We start from the raw sequence: 20,923 nt of genomic DNA on the forward strand, positions 1-20,923 counted from the left end.
TAGAAGAACCTTCCCCCTGTGCTCCGCGCACGCTTCCGTCGGATGAGCCTATTTTCTATCATCCCTTTCGGGATACTTGTGGTTGATCAACAGGAGGCGATGAGCTGTCCTTTACCCACAAGTTGCTGTACGCCGACGGCGTTTTAGAAAATAGCCGATGGTTTGAGCGCAAGCGAACACCACCAGATGCGACAACCTGCACGGTGAAGCAATCGCCCAGCAACAACTGGCCGAGTACCTCAACGACACCTTTGGGACCGGCGCGCAGATCACTATTCCGTTGCTGGCAAACCAGGCAGCGTCGCGGCTTCGGCAGGGAGCCCAGCGGGGAGTTCTCCGGGCAGCTCCGCTGGTGCCGGGCCGCCCATGCCTGGCAGGGGCAGCAGTGGGCGGGTATCGATCGCGTCGGGATCTTCGATCGGGCCGACATCGACACCTGCCAAGGCCCCGAGTGCGGGTCGCTGGCCTTCCAAGGCCTCGGTCCAGAGTTCGAGGTCCGAGAGTGTCTTGTCATTGAGTGCTTCGACAACAGCGAGCATGCTGTCGACCCACTCTTGCACGGCTGCACGCTGGGGTTCCTCGACAGCAGCGATCAAGCCGCCTGGTGTCTCTCCAATTTCGCCCTTGGGCGACCCAGTGGCTCCACGCAGCAGCTGTTGCAACACGAAGCTCAACTTGCGGCGAGAGAGACTGACCTCGGGTGGTTGGGGCGGAGCCTGAGGCATCATCCCCATTCCCATCATTCCCCCTGATCCCATCATGTCCATGCCGCCGTAGGCATCCATCCCTTCGTAGGCACTGTCCATCATGCTGCCATCCATCGAGCCGCCCATCATGTCCATCTCACCGTATTGGTCCATCGAACCATAGGAGCTATCCATCGCACCGCCACCTGCCATGCTGCCGCGTCCGCCAGCGCGCTGAGAGCGTTCGCGGTCACGGGTGGTCTCGCTCTTCTGCAGAAACGTGATCGGATTCGGCGGTTGCGGTGAGGAGGCTGGCGGCGGTGTTTGCGACGCGAATCGCGCGAGCTCGGACTCGACTGCGTTGAAAGCTCGTAATGACCACTGCTTGGTCACTTCTTCTGGATCGTCGACTTTGCCTTGCAACCCAGCATCCAATCCACCGAGCTTGGACGCAGAATAAAGCGCGATCAAATCAGGCTGCGCCTCCGACGTACTGATGCTAAACAACTGCGTCCCGAGCGACGCGTCATCGGGGGCCCGGAGGGTATTGAGGATATCGACCGCGAATCGCTGCAAGTAAGCGTGCGCTTCGGGGTTGCGTGATCCAGGCGGCTGGGCCGCGAGTAGTTCGTTCATTTCATCGATGAGAGCCTGCCTATCGTCGCCCTTGATCGCTGGGAACGCAAACTCGACGTAGTGGTGCATGCCATGCAGAGCGGCGGCCCGCACGCCATCGTTCTCGCTCTCATCGGCGTAGAGCTTGAACAGAACGGGATAGCTATAGCTCAGCGGCAGCGGCGGCCGTCCCGCAGCGATATCCAGCGGACGCGAATTGAGTCGTGCCAGGGCGTTGATCGCGTTGATCCGGGCGGCGGGCATGTAGTTGCCTTCGGCGATCTTTTTCATGCCGACGAACGTGCCTGCCAAGAGCGTCCGTGTGCCAGCACTGGACATTCGCTGGGCCCCTTCGAGATCTTTGAGCAGTTCTTCAATCGTCTTGCTCAGTTCGGGCAGGTTCTCTTTTTGAGTGAGTTTCCAAGGGATGTACTCCTCCAAATAGAACTTTGCCATTGCCGGCGTGCGACTGTTCAGATTGCTCAAATCGCGAGCCATTTTCAGCTGGCTGACCGTCCGTTCGAGTTCCCCTGCCTTCTTGGGATCCTTGAACGACTCGAATCTCTTGTCGAGTTGATAGGTTTCATATTTCTGAGCCGTGGCGACCCCGGAGAGAAGGCACCAAGCGGCCACGGCAAACGCCATCGTCCACCACAATCGAACGGCCCCGTTGCGAGAACGGTCCCGTCCCCAGCAGGCGGCTGCGATCGCCGCCGAGGCGGGGGCAGCCGACGCTTGGCGGCGGGTTGAGCGGTGGGAACTTGAGACGGTTGAGTATTCGTTGTGCGAAGGCAACGCATCACCTGCGAGAAGAGAGAAGAACGGAGGCCACCGGAGCGACCTGCGGTGCAATCCCCATTATTCACCGAGGACTAGCCCGCCGTCAACGAAAATCGCTCGGTGCCGACCACAAAGCCCATGAAAAAAGCGGGGCCGATTCCAAGGAACCGACCCCGCCTCGCACGGGGGGACGCGGATTATCATGCGGTCACGATCAAGCTGTCAGTCGCGTCAGCCGCCCGTCTCATTGGATCCTAGTCCGAAGAAAAATTGCTGGATCGGTTTTCTTCGTTTTTTCTCTCTCAGGCCTGCCCGGGTCGCCCCAATCGGACCGTTCGTAACGGTTACAGCGTTAATTCGCAGTTTGTCGGTCGCTTTGAATCGAGTTGGGCTGCCGATATTCCGATGGACAAGGGTTGGAGGGGGGCCTCCGTCACGACAGGAGTATTCGCTGGGCGCTGTGCGCGTCCAGCGTTGCGTTTTCTCAGGGCGGCAACAGCGGTTGCTGACAGCCTGTCGTGTCCATTTCAACGTTTTTGAAACGGAAGTGACGGAATATCATGAAGCGGATGAACTGCTGGAAAGCTCTGATGGCGTGCCTGGTTTGCGTGGTCTCAACAACGGTGGCGGAGCAAGCCGATGCGCAGCGGCCGGTCGTGCCAGGGACCGGTATCGAGCTACTCGGCGTCGCCGATGACTTTGAGGATGAACAGTGGCGATACCTGCCCAATAATCCCAAAAGCACCGAAGACATCGACAAAAACCAACGCGGCCCCCTCGGCAAGAGCAGCAACGGCCGCTGGTACGAAGGCATCAAGCGAGGGCATCCCGATGTGGTCCAACGCGTCGCCACACCACCGGGGGGATTGCCCGGCAGCCAGGGCTCCATGCTCCTGCGGAGCAAGTTCACGGGCATTCCCGGACGAGCTAGCGGCACCATGCACCAGGACGACTTTATTTGCAACGTGCACAATCGGCTGCGACGTCGCATTGATATCTCGGAAGCCCCCAGCGTGACGACACGGATTTTCCTACCGCCCGTCGCCGAGTGGGAAAATCGTTCGGGACCGCACTTCGGATTTCGCCTGGGCCTCGAAACAACGGCCATGATCGAAAAGGAAGTCGGCCTTTTCAAGCGGAAAGTGGAAGAACTCGGCAACGAGATCTACTGGCCCGGCATGTTCATCGAGTTTGAAAGCAAGGATCAAACCGGCAGCGAAAACGATTACGCCTATCTCCGCATCCGCAGCAACAAGAACGGCGGCGATTTCCGCGGCCCGCAGATCACGGTGACCGGTTGGTGGACGCTCGGCATGAGCGTTACGCCCGACGGCATGGTTCACTACTACGCTTCTCCGGGTGTCGAAGACCTCAACGAAGAAGACTACATCACGAGCCAGTTCCCATATAGCTACCAAGCTGAGCGGATGCGGACGTTCTTCTACAACATCTGTAGCGCCGACGATGGTCGCCGATGGAGCACCTCGTTCATTATCGATGACCCCAAGGTGTTTTTGCTACGCCCCAAAGGCGGCATCCAGACTGCCGGGCGTTCGACGCGAACCCAGCGTTAGGATCGGTAAGCCGGCGCACGTGTTCTCCGTTGGGATTGCGTTGATTTTGCTGGACGCGGGTTTTGTCCGGCAATACATCCGAACGGAGTAACACGGAGGCACGGAGAGGGTGCGAGACTTTTGCGATTGTCCGCAGTCACCGATCAGCTACATTCAGGGGTATGAACGCGACCACCACCAACGAAGCGGCGACCGACTCCACCGCCCCCACCTCCGCAGCGGCCCATGGGCCGAGAATCATTCGCCAGCTACCAGCGCAGTTGGTCAACCAAATCGCTGCTGGGGAGGTGATCGAGCGGCCAGCCTCGGTCGTCAAGGAACTGCTCGAAAACAGTATCGACGCAGGAGCCTCGCGGGTCGAGCTGACGATCGTCGGTGGCGGGGTGGAATTGATTCGGATCAGCGATGATGGCTGTGGCATGACCGCCGAGCAGCTACCTTTGGCGGTGACCAGCCATGCGACGAGCAAACTGCCCGAAGATGATTCCCTGTTCCATGTCGGCACGCTGGGGTTCCGCGGCGAAGCGCTCGCGTCGATCGCGAGTGTTTCCCAGATGACCATCCGCAGCCGTGCCGAGGGCACTCCGAGCGGCAGCCAGATCGATGTTCGCGGCGGTGTGATTGAGTCACCCGGCCCCTGCGGCTGCCCGGTGGGGACCACCATCGAGGTTCGCAATCTGTTTTTCAATACGCCTGTGCGGCGAAAGTTTCTGAAAACGCCGCAGACCGAGCGTGGGCATATCGTCGAGGCATTCACACGCCTGGCCCTGGCAAATCCCAAAGTCCACTTCGTGCTGCGAAACGGCGAAAAAGAGATGTACGATCTCTTGCCGACACCTCGTTGGGCCGACCGGATCGAGGCGTTCTTCGGAACTGAGATCTCCGAGTCATTGATCCTGATCGAGAGCGATGACGCGCAGGTCAAGATCTTTGGATTTGCCTGTGACCCCGCTGTCAGCCGCGGCAATAACCGGATGCAGTATCTGTTTCTCAACGGACGACACATCCGTGACCGAGCCCTGCAGCATGCTTTGGGCGAAGCCTATCGGGGGCTGTTGATGGTGGGACGGCATCCGGTTTGTTTTTTGCGGATGACGATGCCGCCCGACATGATCGACGTCAACGTCCACCCAGCGAAACTCGAGGTGCGATTTACCGACAGCGGCCGCGTCTACAGCCGATTGCTGCAAACGCTCCGCCAGCGGTTTCTCTCCACGGACATGACCCACCGCGTGGGTTCAGCCCCGCCACCGACCCCAGCTACCGGTGACGAGTTGCAGTCACGCGGCGAATCAGTGATGGGCATGCCTGCCCGAGACGTCGATGGGCAACGCCAAGCCGTGATCGATTGGGCGCGGACGGGCCACGACACCAGCGGCCCGGCTGCTGCGTCGTCGACGACCCACCGGTTCGACTCCTCACTCTCACCAGCTGCCAATAACCCAGCTGCCAACGACCCAGCGGGCAACCACTCGGCTGGCAATTTTGCCGCGGGCAACGCCCCGGCCTCCGCATTAGGAACAACCCCTGACTTTCGCCCCTTCGATGGTGGCCCACAGCGAGCTCCGGACCACGCGCCATGGGATGGCGACCCGTCAACGCCCCCCCAAACCGTGTCACCAGAGGGTGCACCTGAGCACGCTGCCCTCGTCCCCGCTCAAGGGACGCCCGGAGCCAGCCCGAGTGTTTGCTATCTCGGTTTCCAGGTCCACAATCGCTACCTCGTCACTCAGGATGAAGAGGGAATGGTCGTGATCGACCAACACGCTTTGCACGAACGGGTGCTCTACGAGCGGGTCTGCAAAAAGGTACTCGGCGAGAACGGTTCCCTCGAGGCGCAGCGACTGCTCGTCCCCGAACCGGTTTCGCTGACCCCCGCCGAGCGGGCTGCGGCCCTGGATGTGAAAGACACGCTGGCCCGGATCGGGTTGGAGATCGAGGATTTTGGTGGCGAGACCATCCTGATCCAATCCTATCCCGCGATCATGCCCAACAAAGATCCCGCTGAGATGCTGCGAACGATCCTCGAATCGGTGATGGGGGCGGGCCGCGATCCCAATCCAATCGATCTGCTCAACCATCTGCTCAGCACCGTGGCGTGCAAGGCTGCCGTGAAGGCCGGCGATCCACTTTCGCCGGAGGAAATCGTCAGCCTGCTCGAACAAAAAGACCTCTATCAGGACACGCACCACTGCCCGCATGGGCGGCCGACGGCGTTGTTCTTCAGCCGTGATGAACTCGACCGCATGTTCGGCCGCCTCGGCCCACGGGGACGCGTGACGGTATAGCTGCCTTCCCCGGAGACGCCGAACGCCCTTTCGCCGTCTAAGCGGGTCGGGTGAAGTGAAGTTTTTCGATGGAATGAATTACCCGTGGTTGGCGCCAAATGCCACTTACGTTGGTCCCGTTTGGGGCATGGCTAGGTTGGTAACCCGATGCGTCAGCGAGGAAAATGCAGTGCTTTGCGTGGTCAAGAGATCATCCTCGCTCACGCGTCGGGTTACCAAGACCGCTTCGCAAACGAAAGTAAGTGCCATTCGGCTAGCGCCGTCGGCTGACAAGAGTTGTGCGGAATCATTTCTCCCGATGCGTTTATTTGCTTGCCTGCGCTGCGGACGAACGAGGGCCTTCCGCGAGCCAGCGATCCGGGGAAGCCTATTCGTATGCGGATCGCGGCGCTATAATGCCCCATTTTCACTCGCCAGGCAGTCAGCGATGCCGATTATCGAAGTCAACGATCTGACAAAGCACTACCGCGTGTATCAAAAACGCGAGGGGATCGGCGGCAGCATCAAGGGACTCTTTCATCGGGAGTTCCGCGACGTTCACGCTGTTGAGGGCATCAACCTCAGCGTCGAACAAGGCGAATTCGTCGCCTTTCTCGGTCCCAATGGAGCAGGAAAGACCACCACCCTGAAGCTGCTCTCTGGGGTGATCCAACCCACCAGCGGGACGGCGTCGGTGATGGGTTACGTGCCCTGGCTGCGCCAGAACGAATACCGGCGGCGGTTCGCGCTCGTGATGGGCCAAAAAAACCAACTCTGGTGGGACCTCCCCGCCCGCGAATCCTACCGGTTGCACCAGCATATCTATGGCGTTGACCCACAGGAGTTCGCCGCGCGGCTGGACGAGCTCAGCGATTTGCTCGACGTCGTTCGATTGCTCGATCAGCCCGTTCGCGAACTGTCCCTCGGCGAGCGGATGAAGATGGAACTGATCGCAGCGTTATTGCACAACCCAGATGTGCTGTTTCTCGACGAACCCACCATTGGGCTCGATGTCATCGCCCAGCACAACATCCAACAGTTTCTGCGGTACTATCAAGAGAAACGCCGGATCACGATTCTGTTGACAAGCCACTACATGAAGGACATCGCCGCCTTGTGTCGCCGCGTCGTCGTGATCGCCCGCGGGACGATCCAGTACGATGGGTCGCTCTCGGGGATCGTTGATAAATTCAGCGGTGACAAACTCGTCACGCTGCAGTTCGCGGCATCGGAGTCACTGACCCTGCCCAAGACGCTCGGTAGCATCGTCAATGAAAATTGGCCCAAGATCCAGTACCGGGTCCCTCGCGGCGATGTGCCACGACTGCTCGCCGAAACGCTTCGTGACCATGCGATCGAAGACATCGTGGTGGAAGACCCACCGCTCGAAGATGTCATTGCGGATCTGTTTCGGGAATCGATGCAGAACCAAGAATCGTCAGCCAACAATAGCACCAAAACTAAAACCACCTCGACCAGCACTGTATGATCACACTCGAAAACATCACGATCGGATTTCGTGGCCCCCAATTGCTCGACGACGTCACCGTGCGGATTGGGCGTGGTGATCGGATCGGTTTGCTCGGCCGCAATGGCGCCGGCAAAACCACGCTATTGAAGATACTCGCTGGCGACATCACCCCCGATCACGGCAGCGTGGTGGCCGACGCGGGAGCGAGCCTCCGGGTGGCGCGGCTGACCCAAGATGTTCCTGCGGACATTCATGGCAGCGTGCAAGAGCTGATGTTCGCCAAGGCCGAAGACATCCCCGGGCTCGCCGGGTCGCTCGGCCCCTCGGACAAAACCACGAAAGACGACTGGGAAATCGAACAGCTCATCGAGGAAACTCTTTCCCGGATGGCCCTATCCGGCGACGCGCTCTTTGAATCGCTTTCGAGCGGCATGAAACGACGCGTCCTCCTGGCGAGAACGATCGCTGCCAAACCCGATCTGCTGCTGCTCGATGAGCCGACCAACCACCTCGATATCCATTCGATTTTGTGGCTCGAAAAATTCCTCGGCAGCTGGCCCGGGACGCTGATGTTCATCACCCACGACCGTTCGTTCCTGCAGTCCTTGGCCAGCCGGATCTGGGAGATTGACCGCGGCCGGCTGTTCGATTGGACCTGCGACTACCCCACGTTTCTCAAACGGAAAGCCGCTGCACTCGATGCCGAAGAGAAACAGAACGCGTTGTTTGATAAACGACTCGCCGAGGAAGAGGCGTGGATTCGGCAGGGCATCAAGGCGCGGCGGACCCGTAACGAGGGCCGTGTGCGTGCGCTCAAGGCGATGCGGGTGCAACGGAGTGAACGCCGTTCGACCGAAGCGACCGCCAAACTCAACCTGCAAACGGCTTCTCGCGGTGGAGCCCTCGTCGCGAAACTGGATGACGTTTCCTTCGCCTACGGCGACACCCCAATCGTGAACGACTTCAGCACACTCGTGATGCGAGGCGACAAGATCGGCATCATCGGTCCCAATGGTGCTGGCAAGACAACCCTGTTGAAACTCATCCTCGGCGGTCTCGAACCGACCGACGGTGAGATCAAACTCGGCACTAACCTCAAGATTGCCTACTTCGACCAACTTCGCGACACACTCGACCCCGAACTCACTGTGACCGAGAACGTCGGTGGCGGCAGCGACAAAGTCGCTGTCGGTGACAAAACCAAACACATCGTCGGATACTTGCAGGACTACCTGTTCACACCCGAGCGTGCTCGCACGCCCGTGAAGTACCTTTCCGGCGGCGAACGAAACCGCGCCCTGCTGGCCAAATTGATGACCCAACCAGCCAACGTCATCGTGCTCGACGAACCGACCAATGACCTCGATGCAGAAACGCTGGAGATGCTCGAAGAACAACTCGTCGGCTTCGACGGCACGTTGCTAATGGTCAGTCACGACCGCACGTTCCTCAACAATGTGGTGACGAGCACGATCGTGTTCGAGAACGACGCAGAGCCAGGGACCGTCAAAGAGTACAACGGTGGCTATGACGAGTGGGAAGCTGCCAGAGCGAATCGCGAGCGTGAGACACCCGAACGAGTCTCCAAAGCGAAAATTAAATCTCCGTCGAGCGACACGAAGAACAAAGCGAGCGAAAAGGCGACCGACGCAGCGCCGAAGCGGTTGAACTACAACGAACAGCGGGAGCTGAAATCCCTACCGGCAAAAATTGAATCGCTCGAAGCCAAGATCGAACAACTGCACAGCGAGATGGCGGATCCCAAGTTCTATCAGTCCGGCAGCGAAAAGATCGCAGCGACCTCCAAAGTACTCCACGAAACCGAAGCGGAGCTTGAGACGTCGTTCGCGAAATGGGAAGAATATGAAGCTCGGGCGGCGGCGTCCTCATGACATCCCGCTCGCAAACGAACGCTTCCTCTCCCAAAGCAGCTTCCTCCCCCAAGAACACGTCGAGCTCTTGGTATGACCATCCTCAATACTTTGATATGGTCTTCCGTGACGAGACTGCGGACGAAGTCGAGTTCTTTCAACAGATCTTCGATCGCTATTTGTCGCGGCCCGCCAAGAGATTGTATGAGCCCGGGTGTGGCAGCGGTCGGTTGGTCGCCGCGATGGCAGCGAAGGGGTTCCACCTGACGGCCGTGGATAACAACCCAGCCATGCTCGCGTACCTGCGGCGGAGGTTGTCGCGGCGCAGCCTCGATGCTGAACTCATACTCGGTGACATGACCACACATGTTTGTCGGCCGCTCGTCGATGCCGCCTTCTGTACTTTTAATACATTTCGGCACTTGGTCGATGCGGAGTCTGCCCAACGGCACCTCCGCAGTGTGGCGAAATCTCTGCGGCGAGGTGGTATCTACATCCTCGGTTTTCACTGCATCCCCCTCGATGCCGATCCAGACTGTACCGAACGATGGAAAGCCTCCCACGCGGGCACCCAAGTCAGCGTGACGCTGCGTGTGATCGATTTCCAGCGTCGACGCCGACTCGAAACGCTCCGAGTTTCGATCAAGGCGACCAAACCCAGCGGGGCGGTGCAGCGGATCCGCAGCGAGTTCCCGTTGCGGCTCTACACACCCTCGCAAGCCCAGTCGCTACTCGCCAGTGTCAACGACGTCTTTGAAATTGCCGGGATCTTTGATTTCGATTGCGATGTCGATCAGGAGCGTGTGATTGACGAAGACCTAACCGATGCCGTGTTCGTGCTGCGAAAGAAGTAGAGCTCAGCATCGTGTCTCGCCCGTGTCTGCTCCGCCCCGGTTCTCTCCCGCCACACGTGAAGCGCCGAAAGAACCCCTGCGGCATTGGCCAAACCGGGTTGGGATCGTTTATCATGAGTGCGACGCTTTCCCAACCGCTTCTCCTCTCTACCAACCGAGCTTCAACGATGGATCGCCTGTTGACCAAGATATTCCGCGTGACCTCACTCGCCTTGGCTTTATCGCTATGGGCTGGCTGCGGGGGCGAGACCCCGCCGGACGTGTTGCCGGCAACCGATGGAGATGCACCGGCTTTCGACGAGGCAGTACCTCCGCCACAGCCAGAGCAGCCCGCTGGCCCATCCGGCGGCGAACCTATTAGCGCATCCGGCGGCGAAGCCGTTAACGAACCCGGTGGCGACGCACCGACGCAAGCCGCCCATCCCGGCATGATGCTGCCCGATGACATGCCGCTGCCTGACCCGACCGAACTCATCGAACCAGCCGGCGCCAGCGGTGGCAAACCCCAAGGGATGCAATTGCCCGACGACCTGCCGCCCACCGCGAACTTCGATCGCCGGCGCGGCGATCACTCCCAACAGCTCGTGGCGTTACATTCTGAGGATGGCGAAGCGGCCCCCGAGTCGACCCCGGATGCCCCAGCCACCGATTCGGAATTGGAGCTGAAGTTCGCCTCATGGAAAGAAATCGATGCCGCGATTGGCAAGACTAAACGAGTGACAGTCGTCGACTTTTGGTCCCTGGCGTGCATCCCTTGCCTCCGTGAATATCCTCACCTCGTGGCCCTACAAAAGAAATACCCTGATCGCATCCAGGCCATCGGCGTGAATGTGGACTTCTATGGTGGCAAGAAATATCCCCCGAAGTCGTATGAACCTCGCGCGACTGCATTCTTGCAGGCGGTCAAAGCCGACTTTCCAAACTATATTTGCCAAACGCCGAGCGATGAAGTGTTCCAAAGTGTTAAGATAAATGCGTTACCCGCTGTCTTGGTGTTTGATGAGCAAGGGAAACTCGTCGAACGATTTACCGACGCGAGCCACTCCGGTGGATTCTCTTACCAAGACGATATCGTTCCTGTCGTGGAGCGACTGCTTGCAGAATAGCCCTGCCATGGGCACGGGCATGGGGCTCGGTCAGGGGACGGGTAGCGGTCGCCACCCATCACCGACCGTGCAGCTAATCAATCACATTCATTGACGGGTTTTTCATGAGCGTCGAAATGCAGCTCGCTCGGATCATCATTTCCGAGCTCACCGATAATCAAGTCATCTACTTGAAGGAAGTCGACGGGGACCGCCAGTTTCCAATCATGATTGGAATCTTTGAAGCGACCAATATCCAGCGCCGCGTCAAGCAAGAGTATATCCCACCACGACCGCTAACCCATGATTTAGTTGTTGCTGTCGCGGAGTCGCTCAATGCCGTCATCGAGAGCATCGTGATCAGTGACCTCAACGAACACACCTACTATGCGCATCTGAATCTCCGCACCTCCTCCGGTGAGGTAGTTGAAGTGGACGCGCGACCGAGTGACGCGATCGCAGTCGCGGTCACCTACGACCCACCGCTGCCGATCTATGTTTCCGAAGAGGTGCTCGAAAGCGCCACCGGCGCCGCCTCCGGGGGCGATGTCGACGAGACCCCCGACTTTTAAGACCTCTCCGAAGAATAAACAGCCTGTTTACCTGCGAACAGGAAATGAGGACCAGGATTGCTAACTTGGACTAACAACCCGGGTTGGTGGAGTGGTCGGTCTTCTATCCCCCTTCTGCTAGTCGCTATCACTTGAATTCCTATTCCGAAATATCGCCGATGCGGACTTGGTGCCGCGAGCGGCAACGCGACTCGCAAACCGTTGGCTTCGTCCCCACCATGGGCGCGTTACACGAGGGACATCTTTCGCTCGTCCGGCAAGCCAAAGCCCAGTGCGATGTCTGCGTCGTGAGCGTTTTCGTCAACCCGACCCAATTTGCTGCCAATGAGGATCTCAGTCGATACCCACGACCGCTCGAGCGTGATCTTCAGCTGATTGCAAACGAGGGTGCCGATGCGGTTTTTTTGCCCAACAATGGGATCATGTACCCGCCTGGATTCGGGAGTTTTATCCTCCCGCCGCCGGTCGCCTTGCCGCTCGAAGGACAATCGCGACCAGAGCATTTTCGCGGCGTCACGACGGTGGTGATGAAACTTCTACAGATCATCCCCGCGGATGCAGCATTTTTTGGACAAAAAGACTTTCAGCAGCTGCGCGTGATCGAGGACATGGTTCGAGATCTGAACATCCCCACGGAAATTGTCTCCTGCCAGATCGTCCGTGATGATGACGGGTTGGCTCTGAGCAGTCGCAATCGCTATCTCAGTGACGAGCAACGCCAGGCTGCCCTGTCGCTGTTTCGCGCACTCGGCCGGGCCGAGGCGATGGTCGCGGCGGGGGAACGCGACACGCAGTCCATCGAAAAAGCCATGACCGAAACACTGGCGGTGTGCGACAGCATTGATTATGCCGTCGTCGCTGAAGTGGATTCTCTGCAGCCCATGCGAACCCTGCAGCGTCCGGCAGTCGCTTTGGTCGCTGCCCGTGTCGGCAACACCCGTTTAATCGACAATCGAATCTTATGAAAACGCGATCATTCTACGAACGCCTGTATGCGGGCTCGGTCTTCTACCCAACACTCGCCTGGAACGTGATGCTAGGTCGCGTCCTTAAAGTCCGCCGCTGGTGGGATTCCGTGGACGACCATGTAATCGTTGGAGCCCGCCCGTTTACACGGGATGTCGAAACGCTTGCCGCCCTGGGCGTCCGAGCGGTCGTGAATACTTGTGAAGAGTACACTGGCCCGATCGAAGAATACGGTCGACTGGGAATCGTCCAACTGCACATTCCCACCGTGGATTTCACCCATCCGACGATCGACAATGTCCGTCAGGGCGTCGAATTCATCCAAAAGCATGTGGAACAGGGTGAGATCGTCTATATCCACTGCAAGGCTGGTCGCGCACGCAGCGCCACCGTCGCCATATGCTGGCTGATTGAGCATCGTCAAATGACGCCTGACGAGGCCCAAGCGCTGCTGCTGAGCAAACGACCGCACGTCAACCCTCGCTTGACCGAGAGGGCGGTGGTCAATGAATTCGTCGCCAGTCTAGAGGCGGAGCGAGCCGAGAGCGCCACAGCCCGCTTGGCCCACCCAAGCTGATTTCAAAACACCCGGCTAGAACCAACCGACACCAATCCACCGCAGATTGCTAGCTCGAAGCTCCGAAGAACCACGAACGAGCGTGCTGCGACAGATGCCAATTGACCAAGCTGTGAGGGTGCATCAGTCCATCAATTGCTCGAGAACGCTCAGTGCGTTGCGTGCGTTCTCCACGCCGCCCATTTCTTCGACGAGGCGTTTGGCGTTGATGAGCGAATCAAGTGACACTTCGTCGCTGTTCGCCTTCGCCTTCGAAGCGGGTGGACGTCCCGCTTTCTTAGCGACACTCGACTTCTTAGCGGTCGAACCTGGCGGACGGCCACGACGGCCCGTCTTTTTCGATTTCTTCGAATTCGATTTGACGGTGCTGACGAATTGAGCGTTGACATCAATGCCCTGTGCCTTCATCGCATCGGCAACTTCCATTGGTTTGGCAGTTGGGTTCGCGGCATAGTAATCGCGAATCGCTTGCGACTTGTTGACTCCGCTGGATTTCTTCTTGGCCATGTTGTCTTTTTATCGTTCGTGTGCAAGGTGGTACCGCACTGGCGTTCATGCCCACCGGTAACCATCCTCAATGATTGGAAACACTATTGATAAAATAGGCAAATAATAGGTTTTGTCAATTGCCAAATATTAGTCGTTGTTTATTGAGGCCGGGAAAAATCCCTTACAATCCCACTACCACCCCCAACTACCTACATTCGTTCGCAAACACCGATCCCCAATATCTGCAGTCCTTGCTCGATCACACGCCCGGTCATCACAACCAGAGCTAACCGCGTTCGCAGAACCACAGGGTCGGTATTACCCAACACGCGACAAGCATCATTGAACGTGCTGTACGCTTTTGCCGTCTCGAACAGATAATCACACAATTGATTGGGGGCATATGCGGCAATCGCCGCGTCGATGGCTTCCTCGAAGCGGACCAGAGCGAGTGCGAGTGCCCGTTCAGCGGGCTCGCGGAACTGCAATTGATCCTCCGTTGTATTCTCGACGAGCCATGCAGGCACATCGTCAATCGACATCTCAGCGGCGACGCGCCGCAAGATGCTTTGGGTACGGGCATAGGAATACTGCACATATGTCGCAGTATTTCCTTCTAACGCCACCATTTTCTCAACGTCAAATCGGTAATCCGTGGTGCGATGATGTGAGAGATCAGCGTACTTGATGGCGCCAATTCCAACCGTTTCAGCGATCTGGTTTTGCTCGTCGGCGAGCATGGGAGGGTCCATCGTCGCCAGCCGTTCTGGATTGCAGGCGACCTGCTGGGCGCGTGAGACAGCATCATTGAGCAGGCTTTCCAGCCCGATCAAGGATCCACTGCGTGTCTTCATCGGCCGGCCGTCCTTGCCCAAAACAGTACCAAATTGCACGTGCACGAGATCGATGTCATTCATTCCCAATGGCTCGGCCATGGCAAAGAATTTCTCAAAGTGTTCACTCTGCCGCGAATCGACGACATAAAGGATACGATGCGGGGCAAAAACCTCTTGGCGGTACTGCAATGTTGCCAAGTCTGTCGTTGCGTATAGGTAGGCCCCATCACGTTTTTGAATAATCATCGGGCTTTCAAAGCCCTCGAGGAACACACAGACTGCACCATCGCTCTCGGTCGTGAGCCCGAGCTTGTCCAGTGTTTCGACCACACCAGGCAATCGATCGTGATAAAAACTCTCACCAAGAGTATGGTCAAAGCTAACCCCTAAGCGGTCATAGACGCGGTTAATTTCGTCTTTACAGTGCGGCAGGAATTTTTCCCACAAGGCACGATTTTCAGCATCGCCCTCATGCATTTTTGCCGTCTCGCGGAGCACTGCCGCTGGCACGTCAGGATGTTCTGCAGCGATCGCGGCCAATTTCGGATCCGCTTCGACAGCGTCCACCTTTGCCTTGGCGGATTCAATCTCCGACTGGACCGCCGCGACGCGTCGCTGCGCCGCTTGAGCGGCTTTGGACGCCTTCTTGGACTCCTTGGCTGCTGCTTTGGACTCACTCTCAGCGGCCTTTGACGCGGTCTCAGCGGCAGCCCCAGCGGCTTGAGACTCCGTTTTGGCAAACGTTTCTGCCTCGCCGAGCTTCCCCTGCAGGGTGCTGAGTGAGGCTTTGGCTTTGGTGTATTCGATTAACTCGTTGGTTAATCGGTAGAGCTTAGCGAGTTCCGGCACAGGGTCGGATGCCACGGTATCGGCGTCACCGAAATGTTTATAGCCATAGATAATGATCCCAAACTGGGTCCCCCAATCGCCGAGGTGATTATCGGTAATCACCTCATGGCCGACATAGCGAAACATATTGGCCAGCGCCGCACCGATGACCGTGCTGCGGATATGCCCGACGTGCATGGGCTTAGCCACGTTGGGGCTGGAATAATCAATCAGAATTTTTTCACGATGGTCGGCTGGTTCTACCCCAGCACGCTCGTGGTGCAGCATGCCGAAGAGCGACTGAGAAAGGAACTCATCACGGACCCGAAGATTGATAAAGCCGGGGCCAGCAATTTCAGGCTGTTCGCAGACCGCCGCCACATCGAGTTGGTCGACGACAATCGCAGCGACCTCGCGTGGAGCTTTGCCAACCTTTTTTCCCAAAGACATGCAGGCGTTGGATTGATAGTCACCAAATTTCGGGTCCGCCGCGACACGGATCATGCCCGCATAGGGTGCGGGATCGTCGGTGAGACTTGATAAGGCGGTCTGGAAACGCGCACGAAAATAGGCAGATAGGTTCATCGGTATTCGCTCTCAATCGTTCGCTGTCAAACCCAGATCAGCTAAAGGCACGACGGTGCCATCGGCCCACAACGATTCGAGATCGTAGTACTCGCGAGTTTCTTCATCGAAGAGATGGACCACGAGGCTGCCGTAGTCGAGCACGATCCAACTACTCTCCTGATATCCCTCGATGCCCATGCGATGGTCACCGAGTCCTTTTTCCAGAGCATCGTCGATCTGTTCACTGATCGCGTGCAGCTGTCGCCGGCTCGTACCGGTCGAGATCACGAAGAAATCGAATTCAGCGGACTGGCCGCTGATATCGATCACCATCACATCGCGCCCATTGTTATCGAGGGCAACGCGCGCAGCCTCGGCGGCGAGTTTTCTCGCATCCTCGAGCCCATGTGGGCGGATGGCGCGACTGGGCGTCTCCATTGGGTTGCGAGACGCGTACTTTTCGGCGGCGGCCTTCTGCTGCGATTGAGGATCGTCAGGCGAAGCCGGTTTTTCGGGGGGGTGATCAGACAATTCGAAAGTACTTTGGTGTCATTTTTGGTCAAAAAGTGCGCTCTGAGCGAGATCCGCGCAAAGCGTGCGAAGCCACAAGTGTATCGGAAATAGTGATTGTGTCACCTACATCAATGGAGTCATTTCGCGACGATTTAATTCCGCCACGACCTCCCGCACCCGCTCCTCACTCGATCGCGGGGCGACGAGAGTAGCATCTGCAGTTTGAACGACAATCAAATCCTGGGCATCGATCGTGACAATCGTATGCCCAGGACTGGCGTGGATAATGCAATTTCCAGAATCAATTCCGATGTGAGATCCCACCGCCGCATTGCCATGGGCGTCATGAGGATGCAGTCGCGAGACGGCCTGCCAACTCCCCACGTCATCCCAATCAAACGGCGCGGCGACCACGATCACTTTTTCGTGTCTCTCCAGGACCGCATAATCAATCGACTTGCCTTCAATGGCCTTGAACTCACGCTTCAAAACCTCGTCGTAATCGTCCTTTCCGATCGACGCAGCAATCGTCTGCAGCCTCGCATACATCTCGGGCTCATGCGTTTTCAGTGCATCAAGGATCGCATCAGCACGCCATACAAAAATCCCACTGTTCCACAAAAAATTCCCGGCATCGACGTATTCTCGAGCCGTCTTGGCGTCCGGTTTTTCGCGAAATCGCTCGACAGTGAACGCTTCATGCCCCTCGATCCTCTCGCCTTGCTGGATGTAGCCGAACGATTCAGCTGGATAGCTGGGCTGGATCCCAAAGGTCACGATGGCATCGGGATGCTGTTTCAAGACCGCTTCGGCTCGGCCGATCGCCTCGGCGAACCGATCCTGTTGCTCGATGACATGGTCTGATGGACAGACCAACATCACCGCGTCAGGGTCGTTGGCGTGGACCAACACAGCGGCCAACCCGACACAAGGGGCAGTATCCCTTCGGCTGGGTTCACCAATCACATTCTCAGCTGGCAACTCGGGCAGTTGATCAACGATCGGTTGCACCAGATCCATCGAGGTCACCACAAGAGTTCGCTCAGCATCGGTGATGGTACTGATCCGGTCGCAAGTCCCCTGGAGCATCGAGCGGGGTCCTGCCAACGGCAGCAATTGTTTTGGCATCGCACGCCGCGAGGCTGGCCAAAACCGAGTGCCGCTGCCGCCTGCCATGATGATTGCGTGAAGCATAAGATTGTTTTACGTAGAGCGGAAATAAAAAAGAAGAGTGTTGATCAAGACCAAGGTCATGAGACGTCGACCGAAGCCGCTCGGCGGCCCCTCGTATTCATTGACGATAGACCGTCAAACAAACCGGCAGCGAGCCCGATTACGGTGAGTTCATCTGTTGCTGGAGAGCTCGCAACGCGACGCCAAAGGCCTCCACGTGGGGCGCCAATTCGACTGCTCGTTTGAGGTACTTCTGCGCACCTTCGGAATCGCCCGACAGATAGAGTGCCAAACCGTAACGATACTGTACGTCGGCCAGCCCCGGGGCGAGCTTGGCGTCGCGAGCGAGCAGCGGCAATTCGTCACGTCGCAATTGATCAATTTGATTTTGCACGCCCGCCATGCCCTCGGAACCACCAACTGTGGCCAAAACTTTTGCAGCGGCAGGGTCCTGATCGGCTACCGAACGTATTCGATCGAGCAACGTCGCGAGGTTGCTGCGCGGTCCCGTCGTCTGGGGCTCGACACGCATCGCGTTGCTGTAGGCGCGAACCGCGTCAGCCCATTGCCCACGCTGTTCACTGATCATTGCCCAGCCCATGTGCGAGTTGGCACGATCATCGGCAACCATGTATTCCTCTTCCGCATCGGCGAGCACTTTATCGAGTTCGCGGCGTTTTGAACCGGTCACCTGAGGGTAGGCACCCCCTGTGAGAATTCCACGAGCCGCTTCGCTGCGCACCAACCGTGAGGAGTCCTTGCTCAGGGGCAATAACAATTTCACAATGTCTTTAGGAGCAATCGCTCCGCCAGCACCTAGAACCCCGACCGCACGCGCGGCCGTCGCGAGCAAAACGGGAGGCACCGCCCCCGGCGATTCCTTGTTTTCATCAATCAAACGCTGGGCCGCCACTGCAGCATCACGGTGACCACTTTGGACCAACTCTTCCAAGGCTGTTGCCCGAGCGATCATCGGGGTCAACGACTCCGTCCCTGGGGTAGAAGATCCAGCGATCAATCGCAGCGCGTCTTTCACGGCCGAACGATCCCCGGCCCGCAGGTTCGCGAGCACCTCGCCATAATGAGATGGTTGCAATCGGGCCTCCCCGTACCATTTCTCACACGCATCATCACACCACTGATCAGTCATGCGGATCGCTTCCGCGACCTCTTCGTTGCCCTGTTCGGCAGCCTGCAACCAATCTTGATAGAGATCGAGTTCTTCGCTGACAGCGGGGTCGAGCAGCTCACGCTGATCTTCCACATGGCAACTGCTGCATGCATTGGGAGTGCCCAACTCAACGGAGAGGTCAGGGCGAGGAACACGCAAACTATGATCACGGCGTGCATCAATTGCCATATAGGTTGTATGAGGCATATGGCAATTCACACATTTCGCCCCCTCACTGCCGACGGCGTGGTGATGGTGTGAAGGGACGTCATATTTACCGGGCGCATGTTGGTGGCAGGAAGTGCATGTTTCGTTACCGGGATGCTTCAGCTGCAACGAATGGGGGTCATGACAATCCGTGCAGCGGATCCCTTTGTGGTACATCTTGCTCTGCAGGAAAGATCCATAAACGTATACCTCATCTTTGATTTGGCCATCATCGTGATAGGTATCCGGACGCAACAGTTCCAAACTGTAATGATCGGTATACTCGGCACCCGGCTGCATGGCAGCGTCGAGCACCCCGCGCCGGCTGTGACAGGGAGCACAGGTTTCCAGCTGCGGCTTGGTGTCGGCGGTTTTGAGGTCCGCCAAGGCATAGCCACGTTTCCTGTCCCAAAACAATGAGTGGCTGCGCGCCATCTCCACATGCAGACTCGCTGGGCCATGGCAAGCCTCACAACTGACGTCGATCTCTGAAAACGTCGTGTGATACCGCTGCGTCGCGACATCATAATTGCGTTTCAGATCGGTACTGTGGCATTCGGCGCACATCGTTTGCCAGCGTTGGGCAATGCCGGTCCAGTGCAGCGGATCGCCCGGAGCCAATTTCTCGCTCACGTCGGGTGGCCGCAAATAAAACCATTTTTGGCGTGGGACATCCCAACTGATCCGGAGCACTTGGACGCGACCAACCTCGTCTTCGGGAGCATCCACCTCGCGATCAAATTCGACCATGTATTGCTGCAACGGTTCGACTCCGAAGACATACTTGATTTCAAAGTCTTCCATCTCTCCCGTGGGGCCCTCGGTATGGATCATGAACTTCGATCCATCGCGGTACAGCCGGCTGGTGATCCCATCATGAACGAACGTCGCATCGTCGAAATCCCCGAGCACGCTCTCATCGGTAGCATGGTCCATGGCGAGATCATGATGCGAGCCGTGAAAGGCATCCATTTGGGTTGGATGGCACTGGGCACAGGCATCACGACCGACGAAGGTTGCTACCGCATCGGTAGGCAAACCGCGATAGTAATCCACCAGCACTCCACCGGCGATCAACACGCACACAGCAATGAAGGCGACAATGGTGGGCCGGCGGAGGAGCGTGTGAGGTGATTTCTCTGACAACGAGGGATTCCGGTGAGACTTGGGAGAGGCGACAGGATTTTCGCGAGCGGAATGGCCCCGGCGAGGGAGCCATCACCGCCAAAAAAGTTACGCGATCGCTAGGGAATGGCTGGGGAAAACTCAGCGGCGAGCAAGCGAGCGGCCTGCATCCGCATCTGACGGACGAGCGTGAGAACGGGCATCCGCTTGCCAGCAGCGTCACTCACTTCGGGACGCCGATCATGATAAGACTCGAGCAATCGGGCTGATCGCAAAAGAGCTTCCGCCGTCTCGAAGGGTGCCGCAGCGGCAGCGGGTGAAGCCTGCTCGGCCTGCACCTGGTGACCGCCCAGCTCTGTTTCTCGCCGGGGATCGAGACTCGATCCATCGAGCACGCTGCCGTTCTGGCGAATGATACCGATCACGTCTCCCAACACTCCCTGGGGCAGCGGCGCCGACGAGTCGCCCTGGAGTGCGGCCTCGATCTTGTCCGCTGCTCCCGGCTGCTCAGGCGGCGCGTCAAAATTCGGGAGTGGAATCTCCGCCACCTCCTCAGTGGGGATCGGTGGCGCTGCCTGACCGTCGCTCGCCGGGGCCTGTTCCTGTCCCGGCTCCTGCGTCTGCGCAGCGAGATGGGTGCTATCGAACGTGGCGTGAGCGAACAAGACCACCAGGATAAGCAACACACGATGAATG

At 58.0% G+C, this 20,923-nt stretch carries 16 protein-coding genes; 9 read left to right on the plus strand and 7 right to left on the minus strand.

Features of this window, described 5'->3' with window-relative positions; genetic code table 11:
• Window positions 1–272 precede the first annotated feature (272 nt).
• Complete coding sequence (locus CA85_RS01025; protein ID WP_146389344.1) at window positions 273–2,096, minus strand: hypothetical protein; 1,824 nt, start codon at window positions 2,094–2,096, stop codon at window positions 273–275.
• Window positions 2,097–2,641: 545 nt separating this feature from the next.
• On the opposite strand from CA85_RS01025, the gene CA85_RS01030 reads away from it, so the two are divergent.
• From CA85_RS01030 to CA85_RS01070, 9 genes are all read left to right on the plus strand, one after another.
• Window positions 2,642–3,655 (plus strand): hypothetical protein, encoded by a 1,014-nt coding sequence (locus CA85_RS01030; protein ID WP_246112385.1) that lies wholly within the window; start codon window positions 2,642–2,644, stop codon window positions 3,653–3,655.
• 161 nt (window positions 3,656–3,816) lie between these two features.
• The gene (gene mutL, locus CA85_RS01035) at window positions 3,817–5,943 is read left to right on the plus strand and encodes a DNA mismatch repair endonuclease MutL (protein ID WP_146389346.1); all 2,127 of its coding nucleotides are present in this window, start codon (window positions 3,817–3,819) and stop codon (window positions 5,941–5,943) included.
• 427 nt (window positions 5,944–6,370) lie between these two features.
• Complete coding sequence (locus CA85_RS01040) at window positions 6,371–7,411, plus strand: ABC transporter ATP-binding protein (RefSeq protein ID WP_146389348.1); 1,041 nt, start codon at window positions 6,371–6,373, stop codon at window positions 7,409–7,411.
• Entirely contained in the window at window positions 7,408–9,285 is a 1,878-nt protein-coding gene (locus tag CA85_RS01045) for an ATP-binding cassette domain-containing protein (RefSeq protein WP_146389350.1), read from the plus strand. Before CA85_RS01040 ends, CA85_RS01045 begins: the two co-directional genes overlap by 4 nt.
• Window positions 9,282–10,118 (plus strand): class I SAM-dependent methyltransferase, encoded by an 837-nt coding sequence (locus CA85_RS01050; RefSeq protein ID WP_146389352.1) that lies wholly within the window; start codon window positions 9,282–9,284, stop codon window positions 10,116–10,118. Before CA85_RS01045 ends, CA85_RS01050 begins: the two co-directional genes overlap by 4 nt.
• Before the next feature lie 113 nt (window positions 10,119–10,231).
• Window positions 10,232–11,224: a TlpA family protein disulfide reductase gene (locus tag CA85_RS01055; protein WP_186774675.1), complete on the plus strand. Its 993-nt coding sequence runs from the start codon at window positions 10,232–10,234 to the stop codon at window positions 11,222–11,224.
• Window positions 11,225–11,328: 104 nt separating this feature from the next.
• Complete coding sequence (locus tag CA85_RS01060; protein ID WP_146389356.1) at window positions 11,329–11,775, plus strand: bifunctional nuclease family protein; 447 nt, start codon at window positions 11,329–11,331, stop codon at window positions 11,773–11,775.
• Window positions 11,776–11,906: 131 nt separating this feature from the next.
• Entirely contained in the window at window positions 11,907–12,740 is an 834-nt protein-coding gene (panC, locus tag CA85_RS01065; protein WP_146389358.1) for a pantoate--beta-alanine ligase, read from the plus strand.
• Window positions 12,737–13,318: a phosphatidylglycerophosphatase and protein-tyrosine phosphatase 1 family protein gene (locus CA85_RS01070; RefSeq protein ID WP_146389360.1), complete on the plus strand. Its 582-nt coding sequence runs from the start codon at window positions 12,737–12,739 to the stop codon at window positions 13,316–13,318. Before panC ends, CA85_RS01070 begins: the two co-directional genes overlap by 4 nt.
• Window positions 13,319–13,441: 123 nt before the next feature.
• On the opposite strand, the gene CA85_RS01075 is transcribed toward CA85_RS01070, so the two are convergent.
• The 6 genes from CA85_RS01075 to CA85_RS01100 all read right to left on the minus strand — a co-directional run bounded on the left by CA85_RS01075 (window position 13,442) and on the right by CA85_RS01100 (window position 20,913).
• The gene (locus tag CA85_RS01075; RefSeq protein WP_146389362.1) at window positions 13,442–13,825 is read right to left on the minus strand and encodes a hypothetical protein; all 384 of its coding nucleotides are present in this window, start codon (window positions 13,823–13,825) and stop codon (window positions 13,442–13,444) included.
• Between the two features lie 191 nt (window positions 13,826–14,016).
• Entirely contained in the window at window positions 14,017–16,056 is a 2,040-nt protein-coding gene (argS, locus tag CA85_RS01080) for an arginine--tRNA ligase (protein ID WP_146389364.1), read from the minus strand.
• A gap of 12 nt (window positions 16,057–16,068) precedes the next feature.
• Entirely contained in the window at window positions 16,069–16,569 is a 501-nt protein-coding gene (gene rsfS / locus CA85_RS01085; RefSeq protein ID WP_246112386.1) for a ribosome silencing factor, read from the minus strand.
• 105 nt (window positions 16,570–16,674) lie between these two features.
• Window positions 16,675–17,745, minus strand: coding sequence for a mannose-1-phosphate guanylyltransferase (locus CA85_RS01090; RefSeq protein WP_146389366.1), 1,071 nt, complete (start codon window positions 17,743–17,745; stop codon window positions 16,675–16,677).
• A gap of 139 nt (window positions 17,746–17,884) precedes the next feature.
• Entirely contained in the window at window positions 17,885–19,669 is a 1,785-nt protein-coding gene (locus tag CA85_RS01095; protein WP_246112461.1) for an ammonia-forming cytochrome c nitrite reductase subunit c552, read from the minus strand.
• Between the two features lie 677 nt (window positions 19,670–20,346).
• Complete coding sequence (locus tag CA85_RS01100) at window positions 20,347–20,913, minus strand: hypothetical protein (RefSeq protein WP_186774676.1); 567 nt, start codon at window positions 20,911–20,913, stop codon at window positions 20,347–20,349.
• Between the last annotated feature and the right edge of the window lie 10 nt (window positions 20,914–20,923).

Origin of the sequence: Allorhodopirellula solitaria (assembly GCF_007859855.1) — a bacterium.
Classification (GTDB): domain Bacteria; phylum Planctomycetota; class Planctomycetia; order Pirellulales; family Pirellulaceae; genus Rhodopirellula; species Rhodopirellula solitaria.